The 18741-nt window shown below is 39.9% G+C and carries 19 protein-coding genes and 1 tRNA gene; 11 read left to right on the top strand and 9 right to left on the bottom strand.

Features of this window, described 5'->3' with window-relative positions; genetic code table 11:
• Window position 1 precedes the first annotated feature (1 nt).
• The 5 genes from Z054_RS0102130 (at window position 2) to Z054_RS0102110 (ending at window position 3110) form a co-directional block, all read left to right on the top strand.
• Window positions 2-1090, top strand: a complete 1089-nt coding sequence (locus tag Z054_RS0102130) for a JAB-like toxin 1 domain-containing protein (protein ID WP_035090132.1) — start codon at window positions 2-4, stop codon at window positions 1088-1090.
• Between the two features lie 81 nt (window positions 1091-1171).
• Window positions 1172-1597, top strand: a complete 426-nt coding sequence (locus Z054_RS0102125) for a hypothetical protein (RefSeq protein ID WP_152538432.1) — start codon at window positions 1172-1174, stop codon at window positions 1595-1597.
• Complete coding sequence (locus Z054_RS0102120; protein WP_152538431.1) at window positions 1575-2003, top strand: hypothetical protein; 429 nt, start codon at window positions 1575-1577, stop codon at window positions 2001-2003. Before Z054_RS0102125 ends, Z054_RS0102120 begins: the two co-directional genes overlap by 23 nt.
• A gap of 47 nt (window positions 2004-2050) precedes the next feature.
• Entirely contained in the window at window positions 2051-2617 is a 567-nt protein-coding gene (locus tag Z054_RS0102115) for a hypothetical protein (protein WP_024768448.1), read from the top strand.
• A complete protein-coding gene (locus Z054_RS0102110) occupies window positions 2580-3110 on the top strand; it encodes a hypothetical protein (protein ID WP_024768447.1) in 531 nt (176 codons plus the stop codon). Before Z054_RS0102115 ends, Z054_RS0102110 begins: the two co-directional genes overlap by 38 nt.
• A gap of 67 nt (window positions 3111-3177) precedes the next feature.
• Here the strand turns inward: Z054_RS0102110 and Z054_RS0102105 are convergent, their stop codons facing one another.
• From Z054_RS0102105 to Z054_RS30795, 3 genes are all read right to left on the bottom strand, one after another.
• Window positions 3178-3585, bottom strand: a complete 408-nt coding sequence (locus tag Z054_RS0102105; protein ID WP_152538430.1) for a hypothetical protein — start codon at window positions 3583-3585, stop codon at window positions 3178-3180.
• Window positions 3586-3601: 16 nt separating this feature from the next.
• Window positions 3602-6388, bottom strand: coding sequence for a MobF family relaxase (gene mobF / locus Z054_RS0102100; protein ID WP_024768445.1), 2787 nt, complete (start codon window positions 6386-6388; stop codon window positions 3602-3604).
• A 315-nt stretch (window positions 6389-6703) separates the two neighbouring features.
• On the bottom strand, window positions 6704-6934 hold the full coding sequence (locus Z054_RS30795) for a helix-turn-helix transcriptional regulator (protein WP_084050032.1): 231 nt from the start codon (window positions 6932-6934) through the stop codon (window positions 6704-6706).
• A gap of 139 nt (window positions 6935-7073) precedes the next feature.
• Here Z054_RS30795 and Z054_RS0102090 point away from each other — a divergent pair, with 139 nt between their 5' ends.
• Together Z054_RS0102090 and Z054_RS31245 are read left to right on the top strand one after the other, a co-directional pair.
• Complete coding sequence (locus Z054_RS0102090) at window positions 7074-7289, top strand: hypothetical protein (RefSeq protein ID WP_024768443.1); 216 nt, start codon at window positions 7074-7076, stop codon at window positions 7287-7289.
• A 49-nt stretch (window positions 7290-7338) separates the two neighbouring features.
• Window positions 7339-7557, top strand: coding sequence for a hypothetical protein (locus Z054_RS31245; RefSeq protein WP_152538429.1), 219 nt, complete (start codon window positions 7339-7341; stop codon window positions 7555-7557).
• A gap of 23 nt (window positions 7558-7580) precedes the next feature.
• Here the strand turns inward: Z054_RS31245 and Z054_RS0102085 are convergent, their stop codons facing one another.
• The 3 genes from Z054_RS0102085 to Z054_RS0102075 all read right to left on the bottom strand — a co-directional run bounded on the left by Z054_RS0102085 (window position 7581) and on the right by Z054_RS0102075 (window position 12611).
• On the bottom strand, window positions 7581-11306 hold the full coding sequence (locus Z054_RS0102085; RefSeq protein ID WP_024768442.1) for a calcium-binding protein: 3726 nt from the start codon (window positions 11304-11306) through the stop codon (window positions 7581-7583).
• A gap of 14 nt (window positions 11307-11320) precedes the next feature.
• Window positions 11321-11977 (bottom strand): hypothetical protein, encoded by a 657-nt coding sequence (locus Z054_RS0102080; protein ID WP_152538428.1) that lies wholly within the window; start codon window positions 11975-11977, stop codon window positions 11321-11323.
• An 88-nt stretch (window positions 11978-12065) separates the two neighbouring features.
• Window positions 12066-12611 carry a recombinase family protein gene (locus Z054_RS0102075; RefSeq protein WP_024768440.1) on the bottom strand — a complete coding sequence of 182 codons (546 nt, stop codon included), beginning with the start codon at window positions 12609-12611 and terminating at the stop codon, window positions 12066-12068.
• Between the two features lie 377 nt (window positions 12612-12988).
• On the opposite strand from Z054_RS0102075, the gene Z054_RS0102070 reads away from it, so the two are divergent.
• Both Z054_RS0102070 and Z054_RS29820 read left to right on the top strand, forming a co-directional pair.
• Window positions 12989-13249: a hypothetical protein gene (locus Z054_RS0102070; protein WP_024768439.1), complete on the top strand. Its 261-nt coding sequence runs from the start codon at window positions 12989-12991 to the stop codon at window positions 13247-13249.
• The gene (locus tag Z054_RS29820; protein WP_024768438.1) at window positions 13246-13854 is read left to right on the top strand and encodes a hypothetical protein; all 609 of its coding nucleotides are present in this window, start codon (window positions 13246-13248) and stop codon (window positions 13852-13854) included. The genes Z054_RS0102070 and Z054_RS29820 overlap by 4 nt, the downstream gene beginning before the upstream one ends.
• A gap of 9 nt (window positions 13855-13863) precedes the next feature.
• On the opposite strand, the gene Z054_RS0102060 is transcribed toward Z054_RS29820, so the two are convergent.
• The 3 genes from Z054_RS0102060 to Z054_RS0102050 all read right to left on the bottom strand — a co-directional run bounded on the left by Z054_RS0102060 (window position 13864) and on the right by Z054_RS0102050 (window position 16441).
• Window positions 13864-14460: a hypothetical protein gene (locus Z054_RS0102060; RefSeq protein WP_024768437.1), complete on the bottom strand. Its 597-nt coding sequence runs from the start codon at window positions 14458-14460 to the stop codon at window positions 13864-13866.
• A 1026-nt stretch (window positions 14461-15486) separates the two neighbouring features.
• Window positions 15487-15560, bottom strand: a tRNA-Ala gene (locus tag Z054_RS0102055).
• Window positions 15561-15640: 80 nt separating this feature from the next.
• Window positions 15641-16441 (bottom strand): universal stress protein, encoded by an 801-nt coding sequence (locus Z054_RS0102050; RefSeq protein ID WP_024768436.1) that lies wholly within the window; start codon window positions 16439-16441, stop codon window positions 15641-15643.
• A 195-nt stretch (window positions 16442-16636) separates the two neighbouring features.
• Between Z054_RS0102050 and Z054_RS0102045 the strand changes: the two genes are divergently transcribed.
• On the top strand, window positions 16637-17137 hold the full coding sequence (locus Z054_RS0102045) for a GNAT family N-acetyltransferase (RefSeq protein WP_024768435.1): 501 nt from the start codon (window positions 16637-16639) through the stop codon (window positions 17135-17137).
• Window positions 17134-18462 (top strand): MATE family efflux transporter, encoded by a 1329-nt coding sequence (locus tag Z054_RS0102040; RefSeq protein ID WP_024768434.1) that lies wholly within the window; start codon window positions 17134-17136, stop codon window positions 18460-18462. The genes Z054_RS0102045 and Z054_RS0102040 overlap by 4 nt, the downstream gene beginning before the upstream one ends.
• Window positions 18463-18741: the final 279 nt, after the last annotated feature.

The following is an 18741-nucleotide window of genomic DNA, read 5'->3' as shown; positions in this document are numbered from 1 at the left end:
AATGAAGCATCTATTAACCGTGTTATGTGCCTTTATGTTATTAGGAGTACAGGCACAGACCGACCAGAAAAAAGAAACCAAAGAAGAAAGACAGCAACGCTATATCGATGAGGTAAACCCGTTCAGGGAGCTTGGATATAAGCCCAAAATAGCTACATTGAGTAAAGGTAAATACCGAGAGGCTTTTCCTGATACTATCGTGCAGATAGGGGGTTTTACTTATAACGTATTATCCAAGCAGGTGACGGGGGTTGTTGTTACAGAGAATTTAGGGCTATCCGAAGCCGATCTTAAACCAGACATTGTAAGTCGATGGATGTCGCCAGACCCACTGAGTGAGGAGTTTCCTGATAAATCACCTTATAATTTTACTAATAATAACCCTATATTTTTTACCGACCCGACAGGGCTAGCTCCGCAAGGATTATTAGATGATTATGGAATTGATAAGAATGGAAATATCGCTCTTATTCAAGAGACAGATGATAATTTTGATAGGTTATATGCAGTTGATGATAATGGCGATAAAGTGGATACCAATGGTGATGGCGAAGTAAATGCCAGTGATTCAGAGACCATCAATGACCAGACAATTCTTCCTGAATTGGCAGAAGTGAAAGAGACAAGTGAAAGTTCATATCATGGAACAAAAAAGTTAAGTTCTGCGACAAGAGGTGAAAAGAGCCAAAATGATATATTCAAAATATTCAATTTTGCTGCAAACAACAGTAATGTAGAATGGTCAGTAGCAAGAGCCAATGTAAATGGTGAGAATCAATTTGGTATAGGGACATATCATAATAGATCGGTAAGCCCTGGTTATGTAGGACTGTTCGATGCAAAAAATGTGATTTCAGAAATTCATTCGCACCCTAACATTCCAGCAACTTCACAAGAAGAAAGAGGAAGCTTGTTAGGAGATAGTTGGAGAAGGACATCTCTTAGTAATAAAGGCATAAATTTCTCATATTATACGTATTTTCCAAACTCAGGAAATATCATGTCAAATGGCAATAATGGTGCAAGTTTTATAAGAAACACAAAAGGAAATTATAAACGTTTCTTCTTTGGAACATTAAATACAAAATAAATGGTTACGAGGTGCTTAATAATAATATGTTTGCTGTTTTCGATTAGCTGTAAGCAACATTCAAAAGATGAGAAAATCGAGTTGAATAATACCGACAATGAGCAATTGGAGCGAAAACAAGAGACTAAAAATAAAGCTGTCACATATATTTTTAACCTGACAATGGAATGGGCTATTCGAGTGGATGAATTAAAGGTTTCAAAGAATACCATAACAGGGAGTATAAAGCAGAAGGCAGAAGGGATTGACGATGATTTCACGATCGTTAATTTAGAAAAAAGAGAATATTTGGAGGATAGGCTAACTGCTTTGATAAAAAGCAATTTGCACAGAGCAGAAAAAAAAGAAGGGGGACAGTGGCTTCTAAGAGTGATAAAACCGACTGATACGATAATGCTTTATTCTTATAATCTCTCTGATAGAAGCAGGTTCATTCGTGAATATTTTAAGGTGATGAAATCGATGTATCCAGATAATGAAAATTTTGAATATCCTGAGATTCGCTAATTTGATAGTAATATTTAGCCTAATAGGTCTGGCTTCTACTTACTCACAAGAAGAGGTCATTATCTATTTGAATGATGATACCAACAAAGAAGATATTGAGTATGTTAACAGGAATTTGGAGAATAAGGCAGAATTTATTGGTGGAGAGATTGAGCTATTAAAGTTTTACAAATCAACATCAAAATTTGAGGTAAGCGATTTTAAAAAACACGAAACTTCTGTTGCATTTCTTCTCTATGTGGATGAAAAAGGCAAGATATATAAGCATAGGATACTAAATTCTTTCAAGCCGGAATATTCAAGGGAAGTAGAAAGAATAATTGAGCTTATGCCTAATTGGACACCAGCTACACTAGAAGGTGAACCAGTAAAAGCTGTTATCTTTGAGCATATTTCTTTTGATTAATAAATGTTCTGTCTGCAAAAAAGATTTGTAACGCCTAAACAAAGGAAATGAAAAAATATGTAAAGCTTTGTTTTCCATTGGTTCTAATGATTATTAGCTGTAATGGTGGCAATAATAAAGCAATTGGCGATAACGACAAGAATGGTTATAGAATTGATGAAAGTCTGGCAAATGCTATTGATGAATATATCAGCTACAAGCCTATAAAAATGAACTATGGAGAGAAACTTACACAATATTATGAGAAGGGTTTTTCCCATCCATCCTATCATATTTATTTTGATAAGAAGGGAAAAGATACCATATTTAGCATTACGATACTCCCTCAGCTACATACATTTGAGTTTGACCCTATACCAACTGGTGATAAGGATGAGTTTGTTTATCACGCTATTTACCCTAAAGGCTTTTTTACATACAAAAACAAATACCCCGTCATAGTCTTTGATAAGAAATCAATAGCAAATAAGCTTTATAATAGAGAGGTTTTACGCTCTATTTCTGATACGCTAATCACAACCAGCATTGATGATGTTCGACACTATAAGCCCTATTTCTGGAAGTACCGCATAAAGAATGGGAAAATATCAGAAAGAATTAGTGATGAGAATTAAGTTTATTATAACAACACTATTTATATTGCTTTTTTCTTGTGGTGAGTTAGTTCAATTGGATGAAGGAGAAGTTATTTTACTGGATTCAGAGTATAATCAGTGGCTTGAGAAGGAATACGGTTATAAAAGCTGGCAACCAAAACAAGACAATTTAGCCGTATTGGAAAAGGTAGTTGATAGGGCAATTGAGGGTGGAGAATTTTACTTCCTTCATAAACCTCAAAAGAAAAGTATTGATTCATTTTACAGGCAATATGTGCCTTATATCAATGCACAGAATCAACGCATTATCAGAATAAATGCGTTTTGTGAAGTATTGGATGTGCCGCCTGTGTCGCCAGAAGATAACAGCCCATTTAAGAAGATGGATTGGAAGAATCAGTATGTGGAAGTCGAAGATGGAGGGAGTTGCTACTGGAGGATGGATGTAAATATCGATAAAATGACTTACAAACCTATTGCGATAAATGAACCTGCACCACCTAGAAAATGATAATCTTTTTTGGTAATCGCTATTTTTTGTTCCTGAACAAATGAAAAAATACGTAAAACTTTGTTTACTAGGTTGTTTCAATGTCTTTCTCTATCTGTGGCTTATTGTAAGTGACATCGATTCTGGTAATGAGTGCGGTTTCATCGTCGTAGGCATTCACTGGTATGGGTTGCGGAGCGGGCTGAATGTGTGATACTTTACGTTCGGTTAGATATTGGTAGAGTTCATCTAAATGCTTGCCGTAGATAGTGATGGTAGCTGATACGAAAAACAACCTGATATACTCATTGTATTTGTGGATGGTACTATCTAAACCGCTATAGACAAATGATTGGGTCATTTGATCATTGGTCAATACAATATGTATAAAGGAGGGATATTTGGATTGCCCTTTGCCCAATTTGAAACAGGGGTGCGGGGAAGGGTGATCTTGCCCTGTCCGTTGTGTAATTCTATCTAAAATATCATCATTCATCCTCTCTACGGTTTTGTTAACGTCCATAGCCTACCTCTCTATTGTGGTCATTCGACATTCTGCGCTGCTGATCGTCTATAAAGTCTTGTGCGCGTTTGAATTGCTCTCTTACTTTATCTCCCCAAGAATCATTCCCTTTTTCCAGTAGCTCGGTAGCGGTCTGGCGTTCAGCCGTCTTTTGCACTTGGTTCAATAGCTCCTGTTTATCATCGGTGTATACAGTCGCAGTATATTTCCCCCGACTCGCCGACACATAGAACTGTTTGAGATTGGTTGCCTGTCCGAATGATGTACTGGAATTGGCAATAAACACATTATCCACCGTTTGCCCCTGCGAGCTATGTGAGGTCGTTACAATACCGTGATCGATGTTGCCAAACTCTTTAGATAGGATTCGCCCCCCTTCAAGCTTCATATCCCCGTCTTTGGTAAAGCCCTTAATGGTATAGCGGTCATTGGTGTTGTATCGGGTGTTCTGCCCTTTGAGGGTACTATTACCGCCCTGTGTAATGCGGATAACATCCCCTTGTGCAAAGCCCTTTTCTTGATGTTCATAGAGATTAAACCGTTTCGCCTGGTTAAGCTTCACATCACCGATTTTACCGTCTGCATTTTCTACAATCAGCGCATCACTACCAAACCCTACCACAGTCAGCTTGTCGCCCTTGGTAAAGCCACGTACATTCTGGTTCAGTTGCAGCCTTTGCCCGACTTCATAGAATCGCGCATTCTTCTTTTGGGCGGTAGATAAATGGGTTTGTCGATGTACATTGATTGTCTTTTCTTCTTTGCCAATCTTACCTTCTTCCTTGAGCGCATTTCTAACCTCATCCGTGACCAAATCCTTTTCTGCGTGAGTAGGGGATACAACAAGTGCAGACTCACCACGATTGACCGCATCTACATAATCATTTGCAAGTACCTTATAACGTTCCTCGTCCCCAATCTCTTTAATCACGCCCATCTTATCGAGTTGCTTAAAGCCGTGTACCACTTCGCCCTTGCTAAGCCACGCTACCGCAGCGCGGTAGCGTTCTGTTTTCTGCCTGCGTATTTCGTCCAGCTCGATGACCTTCAACCCTGCATATTTATTAATCAGCCTAAACGGTTCACCACGCGCTACGGCTGAATGCTGCTTGTCATCTCCGACCATCACTAAGCGCATATTATTCTCTTTAACCATTACCATTAGTTTGTGCATATCTTCTTCGCCCACCATTCCGGCTTCATCGAGTAGCACCACTTCATTACTAAATTGCTCCTGTAGTTCTTTACTGTGCAATAGCTTTGCCAGTGTTGCCGTATCCCTGAACCCATCCTGTTTCAGATTGTTGGTAGCCGAGTGAGTAGGGGCGGTAGCGAGCAATTTTTTATCTTCTTTTGCCAACCAGTCATCAAAGGTTCTGAGTACGGTGGTCTTACCCGCTCCCGCCAGTCCTTTAACCGAATCTACTAGGTTTGTAGAATTGGCTAAACGCAATAACCCCTTACGTTGTTTCTTGCTAAAAAACTCCGGCATATCGTAGCTATATTCTGTATGCTCCCATTTTGAAAAACGCCCCTCACGCACGATCTTATTGGTTTCCTGCTCACGCTGATGAATATCTCGGGTAGTCGCCTCGATGCCTCTATCTCCATAAAACAGTAACACGCCTTTTTCTTGATAACCCGCTTTGATCTCGTGCAAATCCACTGTGCCTACTCCGTGGCGCATTGCGGTACGGAGTAGGTGCTTTTCTGTGACTCTGGATTCATTTTCAAGGTGATGCTCTAAGGCAAAATCAAGTGCTTGCTCAGAGCTAATATGTGGTATCTCGCTTGCATCCCGTTTGAGGTTATCAATGGCATCACGGTCATCATCGGATAATAACTGATTCCAGTACGCTTCTACCTGATCGAAGGGCAGGGCATCTTTCTTATTTTGACGCAGCTTTGCACCCAGTTCACCTTTGATTTTTGGGTCAGTAATGTCATTGGCTTTACAGTAATCTTCTATCTGCTTAGTGCGTGTAGAAAATGACTCAATTCCCTCACGAGAAATCCCGACTAATCGTGCTTTGCCATGCTCCCGTGTTATGGCATATCCTTTGTCAGTCAAGCCTTTGGCGAGTTCATTATGGAAATAATCCTCTATGATAGGGCGTTTTTTATAGATGTCGGCTACCTGCGCTGCGTGGAAGCGTTCTTTATCCTCTACATAGGTGAGATTGTGCAGTAACGTATGTATGTGCCATTGAGGCATCGGGATACCATCAACAGGGCGTGAGGTCGATTGCAGGTAATTAGAGATCACTGCATTGTTGGTATACTCATCGCGTGTTTTTAATCCCCTGTGCTTACGGGTCTGCATCAAGGATTCGATATACGTATTGGTGTGCTTACTGGCATCCATTACAATATCCATTAGCTCCTGTTTGACTTCTGCATCTTTAGTGAAGGTCATCGCCATTGATACATCTTTAGGTACGCTAAATGTGAGATCATTAGCAGCAATCATTTTCTGGCTCTGACGGGGCTTTAACTTCTGTCCTGTTTCTGGGTGCTTGTTATTTGCCAGATTGATGAAGTCCTGCTTATCCACTTCCCCTTCCAGACCGAGCATGGAAGCCCCTTTACCACTCCAATAGCTCACTTCCGTGTCCATAAAGTAGTAATCCTCTTTCGCCAGACCCGACGTGTAATAGTCAATGGTCTGCTTCGCAGTCATTCCTTTGCGACTTGATGTTAGCATACCTACCCAAATTAAACGTGAAACATTGTTCAAACAGCCTGCGAAATGCACAATCACAAGCTGCAAATCCATTCCTCAATGGATGATTATCGTTTGGTGGTAGTTATGTTGGTTGGTGTGGTTGGTTCATTGTTCCCCCGTGAACGTTTACCATAAGTAATGCCCGTTTGCTGCCAAAATTAATAGTGTGCCTACGGCGTATAGACATCTTCCCTAAGCGTTGCTTGAGGGTTATTTAGAACATCACAAAAGGCGTGCCAGTTGTAAAGTGGCAATGCAGTAACATGTTGAAAATGAGCTTTAAACGAAGGGATTAATGCATTGGAATCAGGGGCAAAAATGCCTGTGAAAAAACATCGTGTTTTTGTGAACGCTATTCACGGATTTCTATTTCAATCCTTTGAAGAAGTCTTCGAGGCTGATGTCGTGAATATCAATGATGCGGAGAATGGTTTCAAACTTGTAGTTTGCTCCTTTTTCCCATTCCCAATAGGATTTGCGCCCCAGATTATGCTCAAAGGCAAAGGTTTCATAGCTGGTATAGCCCGCCTGAAGACGTAATTCTCGGATGCGTTTACCGACTGCTTGAAATCGATTCGGTTCTTTTTTGTGAGTCATAATCGGTGAAGATCATACATCACGTAAAAATAATTTACGTGCTGTGCCACGCATTTATATATTTTTGTATATTGCACTTCCGTACAACCCACACTCTTAAATCCCAAGTCCCGATGAGAGATTTAATCGCTATGATGCCATGAAGATACAAGAAGATGAGCCGCATTACCAATTCACATTGAATGTGCTCAAAGCCCTTCACTTGGATGCAGGGTCATTTTTTGACGATGTTGCCAATGATGCGCCCTACGAAGTGCAAATATATAAATGGATTGATAAGCTGTATAAACAGGGTAAATCAATCGATGAAGCCATAGAGCTGATTCACCGAGTAAGGCGATTCTTTATACTCTAAATATAACCCCAAAACCAAACGATTCCAAATCGACCTGAACACTTGACCTATGCTTACTACCGATTTTAACAAAATGACCGATGAAGAAAAACAGATAGTGATTACACGGCTCGCTATTCGTACTGATACGGATACCGCCACATTAAAGGAAGTGCTTTCACGCATGAACCCTACGTTAAACATAGAGGATAACAGAGTGCTGATTTCCAGACATACGTTAGAGCGACTGCATAAAAAACTACGGGAATATAATATCAATAAACCCTAATCTGGGTGCATCTATAATCCTACCTACACCCCCAATAAATCCACCGTACTACCATTATCAAACAACAATGTTTCGATATGGTAATCCGTATCGACATAATATTGGTTATCGACAGTGAGTACTTCACTGGTGGATGCTACGGTTATGAGCAAGTCATAACCGCTTTGTGAGAAGCTTACATCAGCTGCTACAAGTCCGCCCGTTAGGTGCAGCACATCATTCGCACTGGCACTGTAATTTTGCTCTACAAATACATCGTTGCCATCACCTGATGCCCATACGTAAGTATCATCACCTGTGTAGCCATAGAGATAATCCACGCCTGTGCCGCCATTAAGCGTATCATCGCCCGCATACCCATACAGATAGTCATTTCCAGCATCACCAAATAACGTATCATCACCCGCTGTAGCCGTAAGATAATCATTACCCGTGCTGCCAATGAAACTCAGACCACCAGGATTTATAGTCTGCGCTAAATCATAGATACTAGCATCATCAAATTCGATGGTTTCGATCATTCGACCAGAGGATTTAAAATGCTGCCAAATAGTAAGGGTTTCGCCTGTTGGTACATACTCAATCTGCAAATGCTTTCCTGCGATGCCATACATATCCAAATCAGCAAAAGTAATGCCGCCTGTTAGCTTCAACGTATCATTACCGCCAATATAAGAACCGATATCTTTAATCACATCATTCCCATCACCCGCACGCCAGATATAGCTGTCGTCACCACTACTTCCTTCCAACGTGTCATCGCCCACCCCGCCATCCAGCGTGTCATTTTCGGGCGAGGCGTAGAGATAATCATCACCCGCATAGCCCAACATCGTATCCGTACCTGTGCCACCATATAACGTATCATCACCCGCTGTACCGCGCCACTCCACTCCGACTGTTAGATCAAAGGTGGAGCTGTCATCGAACAGTAGCGTTTCAATTTTACGAAAACTCGCAAATTGATCTTGAATACGAAGCGTTTCACCCGTTGGCAGGTGGGTGATATATACATCCTGACTGGTCGAGCCATATATATCCAAATCAGCAAGTGTAATGCCACCTGTTAGCTTCAACGTATCATTACCGCCAATATAAGAACCGACCTCAATAATCACATCATTTCCATCACCTGCACGCCAGATATAGGTGTCGTCACCACTACTTCCTTCCATCGTGTCATCGTCCAGACCGCCATCCAGCGTGTCATTTCCGGGCGAGGCGTAGAGATAATCATCACCCGCATAGCCCAACATCGTATCCGTACCCGTGCCACCATATAACGTATCATCGCCCGCTGTACCGCGCCACTCTACTCCGACTGTTAGATCAAAGGTAGAACTGTCATCGAACAGTAGCGTTTCAATTTTACGAGAACCCGCAAATTGATCCTGAATACGAAGCGTTTCACCCGTTGGCAGGTGGGTGATATATACATCCTGACTGGTCGAGCCATATATATCCAAATCAGCAAGTGTAATGCCGCCTGTTAGCTTCAACGTATCCGTGCCGCCAATATAAGAACCGACCTCAATAATCACATCATTTCCATCACCTGCACGCCAGATATAGGTGTCGTTACCACTATCTCCTTCCAGCGTGTCATCGTCCAGACCGCCTTCTAGTAGATCATTCCCTCCTTTACCATAAAGATAATCATCACCCGCATTCCCCCCTAATGTTTCATCCGCATTCGTGCCATAAACCGTTTCATTTACATCCGACATCCCATTCGCAGCTACAGCTAAATTCAGCGTCGTACCATCCGCAAATTCCAATGTTTCTATTTCGTTGGCAGAGGCGAGATAATGTCCTTTGATAGTGAATGTTTCATTGCTGGAAAGTGCCCGAATACGCACATCATCCCCGATTCGCTCGGCGACCACATCCGCCGCATTTAAATTCGTCAGTATAATCCTATCATTGCCGCCTGTTTCTGTGGCTCGGTCATTATGGAATCCGCTGCCCCATTCATAGATGTCGTTTTGCGCACCGCCTGATTGTGTATCGTAGCCGATACTTGCCCTAAAATAATTCACCGAATTGGTGTAACCATGCTCGTGTTGATTGCTGGCAAGAGCCTTGACAGTAGGATTGCTGGAAGAGGGGTTCTCATCCACATGTCCTGAAGGCGGAGTGGCTGAGGTGCCATCGGGATTACCCTCGGCATAGATGTCGTTTGTTGGCGTATCTTCGTTAGTAGTGGAAATGACATAGGGGTTCTTCCCATCCAGCCATTTTTGTGCGATTGAAAACCCCCATCTACCATCATTCTGAAACAGAAAATTCTTGATCGTATAATAGCTATCAGCATCCGAAGACGCCAGCCCCGTATACACCTTCAAGTCGCTCCCCACGACAGAAAAAGGTCGCCAGAAACCGCCCGGTTGCCACACATGCTCACCCGTATGCCCATAAACCGCCTCAATATTGTTCACACGACCACCATCCGAATCAATAATCACATCACCTGCATCTGCACTGTAATAATCAACACCAGATCCGCCTTTGAGGATGCTGTTACCTTTGCTGACGATGGTATCGTTATCTGCACCACCGTCAAGAATATCACCACCAAAGCTTGTGCCGTAAAGATGGTCTTCACCTGCTCCACCTTCAATTGAGTTAGAAGCTGTGTCGGTAAAATTATATTGCGTATTCCCATACAGCCAATCATTATCCGCGCCACCTTTTATAGTGTCAGCACCCTCACCACCATAAATTTTATCAACACCACCGTTGCCTTCTAACTTATTACCTATCTCATTGCCTGTGATGGTATCATCGCCACTACCACCATAGCCATTCTTTATGGTTGTGTTATGAGCAATATAGGCATATTCCTGACCATTCACGATGGTACGGTTCGTCCCACCAAGCCAGTTATAATCATATGCTGCTTTAGCCGTGACGCTGGTAGTAGTCTGCCAATCACCATCGTTACCTAAAATAGGGTCGCCATTACTGTCCACGACAATATAAAGCGGATTTCCAGAGCTGTCGGTTTGTTGCGTTTTGTCTAGAGATTTGTTCAGGTTGATATAATGGTCGCCAGATACAGCGAACAAATCAAAACTCGCTTGCCCAGATTGGTTTTGTATTGTGAAACTTCTATTGGTTCCAGAAAACCAGTCAGAACTATATGTCGTTGATGAAGTGGTGCCACCTGTGGAGTTGTATATATCCTCTAAAATTGCAATATCGTATGCCATAGGAGTGATGGCATAACGCTCTCCCATTGAGCCCGTTGGATGCACATTAATCATTACAGACATATCAGTATTTACACCAGAGACAGTAATATCTTTCAGTCCAAGCGCATGTCCAATTTCATGAAGCATAACAAATTTGCGCTTCTCAGTATTATTTTGGAAATCCACGCTGTTGTAGTTAAATGCTATTTCGGAACGGGTGTAGTCATAACCTGTCCCAACGCCTTGAATTGGTGTAGTCGCATCGGTAAAATAACCGGCCTTACCCAAAGCATCGGTGTACAATTTTGCTTGATATGCTGAAATATCTGCGGTTCCTGTAGTATTCTTGGTGATCTTAAAACCTGTTGCAAAATTCCAGTATGAGATGGCTGCTTCGAATTCTGATTCAAAGTTTGTTCCTAAAGCATGTTTTACTGAAAAAGTATCTGCGCCAGTGTGATTAGAACCATCCCACAAACCAGTGTAATCATAAGTGACGTTTGTTTTGTTAAATAAAAACTTCTGTGCAAGATTGTTCTTCGTTAAGGTGGGCATGCTTATCTCCTTCGCTAATCAACTTCTATAATGTTTATATCGCTATGTACCTGAATAGTTATTTTATCATGCGTCTTTTGAGAAAAAGCGCATATACTATAGGATACACCCTGTCTGAAGGTACTTGAAATCCGTTTTAATTTCCATGTATCCCCTGAAAAACCAACAGCAGCAGCATCTATGTTATGAAATCTTAGAAATAAAGCGCTTTCTAGATTAGAATCATCAACTGGGCACGGTTTTTCATTCAAAGCAAAATTATAACAGCCATTTGTATTTTCTTGTAATAAGTAATTCCTGAGGACACCTTCCATATACTCATATGGCTTGTCAGGCGTAGCAGCATTCTTGCAAGCTTGTTTAAAAGATTCAACGGTATATCTCTTGCGGGTTTCCCAGAGTTTTTGGTGTAGCTCCGCACGTGTTTTTCTCAATTCTTCTTTGAGATGCGCCTCACGTTGATTTGCAGCATCCAATAATTTCTCGCATGGAACAGGCGTTGAAGGTTCGGGTCTTGGTGGCGGTGGCGGTGGCGGTACTACTTCTTGAGCTTGAGAGGGTGAAGTAAATACTACAATAACCAATGCTATCAATGAAAACTTAACTAAATTGCTTTTTCCTAGAGTATTCATTACTGTTATCTCCGCTTTACCACTTAAAATATCCATCATCACATTGAATACTCCTGTGAAGTAAATAAGTCAATCGGCAGAATATGGAAACTTCAAGTAGATATAGTGCAAGTTTTCAGTGCTCACCCTACTCATTGAGAATCTTATACACGGTTGACCGCCCTATTCTAAGCTGTCTAGCAATCTCACTAGCACCTACATTGTTTGCTTTAAGCTCAAGAACCTTCTTGCGGCTTACCGAGCGTTTGCGCCCAAACTTCACACCCTTTGCTTTTGCCTCGATACGCCCCTCATTAGTGCGCTCTAGGATGCGTTGACACTCTGCCTGTGCCACTGCGGATAAGATAGTGACTACCATCTTACCCATTGTTCCCTCTGTGCTTATACCATCATCCAGAAACCGCACCGAAACGCCCATAGTATCAAACCGCTTAATCAACTGAATCATATCGGCAGTATCGCGCCCTAACCTATCCAGTTTTTTAACGAGGATAACATCACCCTGCTCTACTTTGACCAGTAATAACTTTAACCCTTCACGGTCTACATTCGTGCCAGTGGTTTTGTCGGTAAAGATGCGGTTAGATTGCACCCCTGCTTCTCTGAGCGCATTAACCTGCACATCCAATGATTGTTGACTGGTTGATACTCTTGCATAGCCAAACAAGCGCATTGTAACTGTCTCCTAAATCGTTAAGTAGAATGATTGTCTACGAATGGTCGTAATGCCGAATTAATGGACAATGTATTACAGAGTGATTCAGTTGTCTATAATGTTAAGAATTTAGAGACGGAGCATTATCATGTTATAATATGATAATCATATTATCAAATAGTAGTATTAGCATATGATTTTATAACAATATGATACTGTAATAAGATTATCATATTATCAGATCATATTATCATATTATTATACAATAATATTGTGGTCATATTATCGCACCATATTGCTATATGATCGCATTATAATATGATTATTATATTATAGTTTGTTAATATCATCGTATAATGTGACTATAGGCAATAAAATCTATAAGGATATTAAAGATGAAAGCCCCAGTTGTAGCCGAGTTAACCCAAAGTAATCAAAGCGAAAATAAACCAGTAACGGGTGATAAAAAGCCAAAAGAAGTAATTATTGCCACAGAGAAAGAACGCCCGAAAGCCAAGAGTTACACGTTGCATCCACGCTATTTAAGGTATATCAACACGGAGGTAATTAAATTGACTAATGAGCGGGGAACTGCTGTTAATGCATCGGAAGCATTACGGGTAATTTTAGACCGTGATATGGAGCGTTCAAAATGAAAGCGGTAGCAATTGTAGGAAAAAGGGGAGGCTCTGGCAAAACCTCTGTATCTCATTTGGCAGCTCTTGGTGCTGCTTGGAAGATGACTCCTGCGTATTTTATGCATACTGATGATCGTGATCCTATTGAGGTAAGTGGCAGACCGTATGCATATTATGATGCAAGGAATCCTGAAACGCTTGCTACGTTAATGGGTGCAGCAGTGAATAAAGATGGTCTTTGTGTTATTGATGGGGGAGGCAACCGCCCAGAATTTGATAAGTGGATAGCAGATTGTGTGGATTTAGCAATTATACCAGTGAGTCCAGACCCCGAAGACGTTAGGGAGGCATTGCAACATTATGAAAGGTTGGTGAAGGCGGGAGCTGTTAAGGTCAAATACCTTATTAACAAATATCCATCATCAAAGGTTGAGAGGGGATATGTAGATACCGCATTTTTATGTGATATTCCTGCGAAAGATATAATTGGTTATTTGCCAATGGTTGCAGCCGTTAGAACATTGAGGGCAAGCGATACGGAAAAGTTTAAAACACCACCTTCAAAGGTTAATAAGGTTGCAAGGCAGACTTATGACCTTATCAATAAAGAGCTTGGAGCGTAGGGCTTTCATCTACTGCTCGTTTTCGTCCTCTTGTTCAGGGTTGCCTAATGGTAGCTCTTTCTGTACGCCAGTTCCTTTACGTTGATAACCTTTAACAAAGGCTAATCTATCCCCGTTGAACATATAACGAATATTCACAAAGAACACACCGTCCGAGGGGCTACGGTAAAGAAATTCTTTGTCCAATAGTTCACGGATTCCACGTCTATATGTACGTTCGTTCAAGTCCTCGACTTGTTCGGACGCCGCAAAATAGCTTAATATGACTTTATCCTCTCCTACACGACCTTGTAATTCCTTATAAACAATTTCTAATAGGGTCATTCCCGATTTACTTAGCCCTGAAACTTGTTTGATGCCCGCAAGAAAGAGTTTTACAAATTTAGTGTCATCAACTTCCTCAAATTCATAGAAACCTGCACCGCCGACTGAAAGCACTTCACCTGAACCAGTATCAACCACAAAGCCTTTTTTATCCGTTCCATAGTGTACTTTCTTTTTTTTACTGATACTATTCGGGTTTGGTACACTTGGATTGGAGCTATAAATTGGAACTCCCTGTTTTTCCCCGATAATTTCAACTTCTTTATGGTCGTTTATGGTCATTTTAGAGCCTCTTTTATGTCCAAATATTGCCAACACCTTGTCCGTACTTGGACATAATGTCAACATCTTTTTGACCGAACTTGGACACATTATGTCCGAACTTGGACAGAAAGTGTCCGGCATACCCTAGGTTTTATGCGGGTTACAGAGTGTTCCCTTCTTATATACTTAAAAAAGGATTATCACAATGCCTCGTTGGACTTATCCACGCTGCTTGTGTAGGGTGCGCCCAAAGCACGCTAACACGGAGCAAGTGGGGTGGGTAAGTCCTATACGGATGATGGAGGTGGTTTAACAGAACCATTTGGTTACGCTAATATGTGAATAAAGGGATATATTGAATGGCTACGCCATAAGATTTTAATGATGGAAATGCATTCGCTAATCGCTCATAACTATTGTATGATTGATAGACGATAGTTCGAGATCAAACCTACTAGGCTTAGAATATGTCGATAGCTCAAATATCTTGGCAAAAGAAAAACGGGTTTGAGGTTGAGAACTGAGTATATGCTATATGAGCCTGAGCTTGTCACTGAGTAAGGGTAGGGAGGTTCAGAAGGTCAACGCTAGTTAAGTAGTTTAAAACCACTCCGTGACCTCCCAAAACAACTTTTTTGCTAAGCCCCTTTTTACGATGATTACCACAAGGATAATGCTAGAGTAACTATACGCCCTTGTAGGGTATTACTAAACGCTTATTCCGAATGTGATAAAACCTATATGAAGCCTCGCAGCAGATTAGTTTTGGTAGTATTTGGGGCTATGGAATAGACGTTTATAAAATCGCATTCGCTCATTTGGGGTAACGGGCACGTCGAGTGAACTGAGAGACGTTTTGTGATAATTAGGTCTAATCCCATAAAGGTACGTAACGCGACATAGGATTTTATCCAATCGCATTCGCTCATTTGATGAATGTGAAGCATTGGCAAAAGATAAAAACGAAATAAAAAAAGCACGCCAAAAGCACGCCGAGTAAATAAAAAAGAGCTACAAATTGCTTGCAACTCTTTGATTATCAAGTGGAGAAGATGGGACTCGAACCCACGACCTCTTGACTGCCAGTCAAGTGCTCTAGCCAACTGAGCTACATCCCCAATTTTTCTCATGGGGATGTAGCGAAGTGCCTGTCCCGATGAGCGTAGCGTTTTCGGGAAGCTACATCCCCAGTATTTTTTTAATCTGATCCTCTTAAAACTAATAAAGGAATTCTACTATCAAAGTCTTTTTTGAAAATAGCATCTTCTTCCCAAAGTTTAGCAAAGAAACCTCGTTTCCGTCTAAAAACACAAATAAGGTCTGGATAATTTTCATTAAGATGTTCTAAAACTCCTTGAAATAATGTAGCATTTTCAGACGATTTATAGGATGAGGTAATCTCTCCTAAATCCTTATCAAACTTAGAATCTTCAACTAAAAAATTTGCTGTTTTTACCTGAAGCAATTTTAAATCACCGTCAAAAGTACTTAAAATTTCCTTTACAGGAGTTAACGCATTTTTCTTTTTCACGATACCTGATTTGACTGCCATAAGTATCTTTTTAATAGGTGAAAAAGTATACATTTGAGGAATAATCAATACAGGAATTTCTGTATTTTTTACAAGACTACCCGAAATTGGACCAAGAAAATAAGGATCTTTAATATCCCTAACCTCTGCCCCCAAAATGAGTAAATTTATAGCGTGTTGTAAATTAAACTTAGGGATAGCCTCAAGAAGTTCTCCTTGTAATGGTAAGGCAATTACTTCTACTCCTTTTTTGTCAATTTTTGCTATTTTTTCTTCTATAGAAGATGCTGTGATTTCCTTTAGTGTTTTGTTTACAGAGGGAAGACTACCAGATCTGGGTAGCTCTTTAAAAACCTCTACAACATAGACTGTTGCTTTGAGTTCTTTTGCAAAATCTATAGTGTATTGAAGTCTGGCCATACTAATTGAATGTTCAGACAAGCCCAAAGGAACCAATATATTCTTCATTAATTATTATGATTTGTGTTTCAGTGTGTAAAATTACAATTTTAGACCTTTTACTAACTCATTTCTTGATATAATATTATTTTTAAAGCTTTTCTGGTAGTCTAAAAGAGCTTTTTTCTTAAAGTTTTTTTAAATATAACCTTTGATTATTAACTGCAATATAAAGTTAGTATTTTTACTGCTTTCCAAAAAAATATGATTCGTAAAGCAGTATTATCTGATCTGGATGCTATTTACACATTGACTCGAGCTTGTGCCAAAGCAATGATAGCTAATGGCATCTATCAATGGAATGAGCATTACCCTACTCAGGAACGTTTTCAAAAAGATGTTGAGTTACAAGAACTATATGTCCTTGAAGAAGAAGACCGTATCAAAGGAATTATTGTACTTACTGATCTAATAGATGAAGAGTATATTCCTGTTACATGGTTAACAGATAATACCAATAATCTCTATATACATCGCGTAGCGGTTGATCCAGAATATTGGGGAAAGGGGTATGCTCAAAGATTAATGGATTTTGGAGAAGAATATGCTAAAAAAAATCAATATCAATCGGTTAGACTAGATACCTTTAGTCAAAATAAAAGAAACCAGAAATTTTATGAAATCAGAGGGTATCAACGTTTGGAAGATATCTATTTTCCAAAGCAAAGCGAACACCCATTTCATTGTTATGAACTCGTTTTATGAGTAAAGTAATTGGTTTTAAAAATATAAATCGCCTGGCTATTCCGGCTATTGTTGCTGGTATTGCAGAACCATTGCTATCGATAACCGATACGGCTATCGTGGGTAATATTCCAGAATATGGTACAGAATCCCTTGCAGCAGTAGGTATTGTAGGATCTTTTTTGTCTGCATTAATATGGATTCTCGGGCAAACCCGAAGCGCAATTTCTGCTATCATTTCTCAATACCTGGGAGCAGGTAAAATTGAAGAAGTTAAAACATTACCTGCACAAGCTATTTTCTTTAATGTAGCTCTTAGTATTTTTGTATTGATCTCTACTGTTTTTTTTGTTGAAGAGATTTTTAAGTTATACAATGCTTCAGGATTAATTTTAAAATACTGTGTAGTCTATTATGATATCAGGGTTTGGGGATTTCCTTTAACCTTATTCACATTTGCTGTTTTTGGGATTTTTAGAGGGCTACAGAATACATTTTGGCCAATGATTGTTGCTATAATCGGTGCAGTAGCCAATATTGTTTTAGATTTTATCCTGGTATATGGGATCGAAGGTTTTATCGCTCCAATGGGGATTAGCGGAGCAGCATGGGCAAGTTTAATTTCACAATTTTTAATGGCGGTCATCGTTTTTATATTATTGTTGACCAAAACCAATGTAAGCCTCAAATTACGTTTTCCATTAAATAAAGAATTGGGTAGACTGGTAACTATGAGTCTTAATTTATTTGTACGATCTATTGCATTAAATACGGCATTATATTTTGCAACATCTAGTGCCACAGAATATGGGGATGAATATATCGCTGCATATACGATAGCAATGAATATCTGGATGTTTACTGCATTTTTTATTGACGGCTATGGCGGAGCAGGTAATATCCTTGGTGGAAAACTATTAGGTGCAAAAGATTATAAATCCCTCTGGAAATTAGGTAAGCGTGTAAGCACTTATGGTGTTGGCGTGAGTTTGATTTTGGCACTATTTGGATTTATATTTTATGATGCAATAGGAGAAGTATTTACAAGTGAAACCATAGTGTTAGAAACATTTTATAGTGTCTTTTTTATTGTTTTAATTGTACAGCCCATTAATGGTTTGGCTTTTGTCTTTGATGGGATTTTTAAAGGCCTTGGCGAAATGAGTTATTTAAGAAATGTACTGCTAGGAGCAACATTCTTAGGGTTTATACCTACCCTTTATCTATGTAACTTTTTTGATTTAAAGTTATACGGGATATGGATAGCGTTTACGGTTTGGGCACTTTTTAGAGGAGTAGCACTCGTCATAAAGTTTAGAAATAAGTTCTTGCCCTTGATCTCTTAAAAAGGATAAATAAGGATAAATAATAATGGAGCATAGATAAGGATTAAGAAAATCCCTATTCGTAATCTGTTTTTTTCAAAAAACTCTTCTAACATCTTCTTCATAGATTTTATGAACTATCTATACATATAAACGTGTTATATTTTAGATAATTACAATTAATTTTTACTAAGAAATAAATCATTTGATTGTATTAAGATTGTTTGTTAAACAATTTTAATACAGAGATCACCAGATGGGTGAATGATACCAACCAAAATAATTATGTGTGGTATGTTA

Origin of the sequence: Aquimarina macrocephali JAMB N27 (assembly GCF_000520995.1) — a bacterium.
Classification (GTDB): domain Bacteria; phylum Bacteroidota; class Bacteroidia; order Flavobacteriales; family Flavobacteriaceae; genus Aquimarina; species Aquimarina macrocephali.
This window is presented reverse-complemented; position numbering and strand designations above follow the sequence as displayed.

Coding starts and splice junctions, on each gene's coding strand:
- Z054_RS0102130 (WP_035090132.1), top strand. CDS start 2: ATGAAGCATCTATTAACCGTGTTATGTGCCTTTATGTTATTAGGAGTA.
- Z054_RS0102115 (WP_024768448.1), top strand. CDS start 2,051: ATGAAAAAATATGTAAAGCTTTGTTTTCCATTGGTTCTAATGATTATT.
- Z054_RS0102110 (WP_024768447.1), top strand. CDS start 2,580: ATGGGAAAATATCAGAAAGAATTAGTGATGAGAATTAAGTTTATTATA.
- Z054_RS0102105 (WP_152538430.1), bottom strand. CDS start 3,585: ATGAATGATGATATTTTAGATAGAATTACACAACGGACAGGGCAAGAT.
- mobF (WP_024768445.1), bottom strand. CDS start 6,388: ATGGATTTGCAGCTTGTGATTGTGCATTTCGCAGGCTGTTTGAACAAT.
- Z054_RS30795 (WP_084050032.1), bottom strand. CDS start 6,934: ATGACTCACAAAAAAGAACCGAATCGATTTCAAGCAGTCGGTAAACGC.
- Z054_RS0102090 (WP_024768443.1), top strand. CDS start 7,074: ATGAAGATACAAGAAGATGAGCCGCATTACCAATTCACATTGAATGTG.
- Z054_RS31245 (WP_152538429.1), top strand. CDS start 7,339: ATGCTTACTACCGATTTTAACAAAATGACCGATGAAGAAAAACAGATA.
- Z054_RS0102085 (WP_024768442.1), bottom strand. CDS start 11,306: ATGCCCACCTTAACGAAGAACAATCTTGCACAGAAGTTTTTATTTAAC.
- Z054_RS0102080 (WP_152538428.1), bottom strand. CDS start 11,977: ATGATGGATATTTTAAGTGGTAAAGCGGAGATAACAGTAATGAATACT.
- Z054_RS0102075 (WP_024768440.1), bottom strand. CDS start 12,611: ATGCGCTTGTTTGGCTATGCAAGAGTATCAACCAGTCAACAATCATTG.
- Z054_RS0102070 (WP_024768439.1), top strand. CDS start 12,989: ATGAAAGCCCCAGTTGTAGCCGAGTTAACCCAAAGTAATCAAAGCGAA.
- Z054_RS29820 (WP_024768438.1), top strand. CDS start 13,246: ATGAAAGCGGTAGCAATTGTAGGAAAAAGGGGAGGCTCTGGCAAAACC.
- Z054_RS0102060 (WP_024768437.1), bottom strand. CDS start 14,460: ATGACCATAAACGACCATAAAGAAGTTGAAATTATCGGGGAAAAACAG.
- Z054_RS0102050 (WP_024768436.1), bottom strand. CDS start 16,441: ATGAAGAATATATTGGTTCCTTTGGGCTTGTCTGAACATTCAATTAGT.
- Z054_RS0102045 (WP_024768435.1), top strand. CDS start 16,637: ATGATTCGTAAAGCAGTATTATCTGATCTGGATGCTATTTACACATTG.
- Z054_RS0102040 (WP_024768434.1), top strand. CDS start 17,134: ATGAGTAAAGTAATTGGTTTTAAAAATATAAATCGCCTGGCTATTCCG.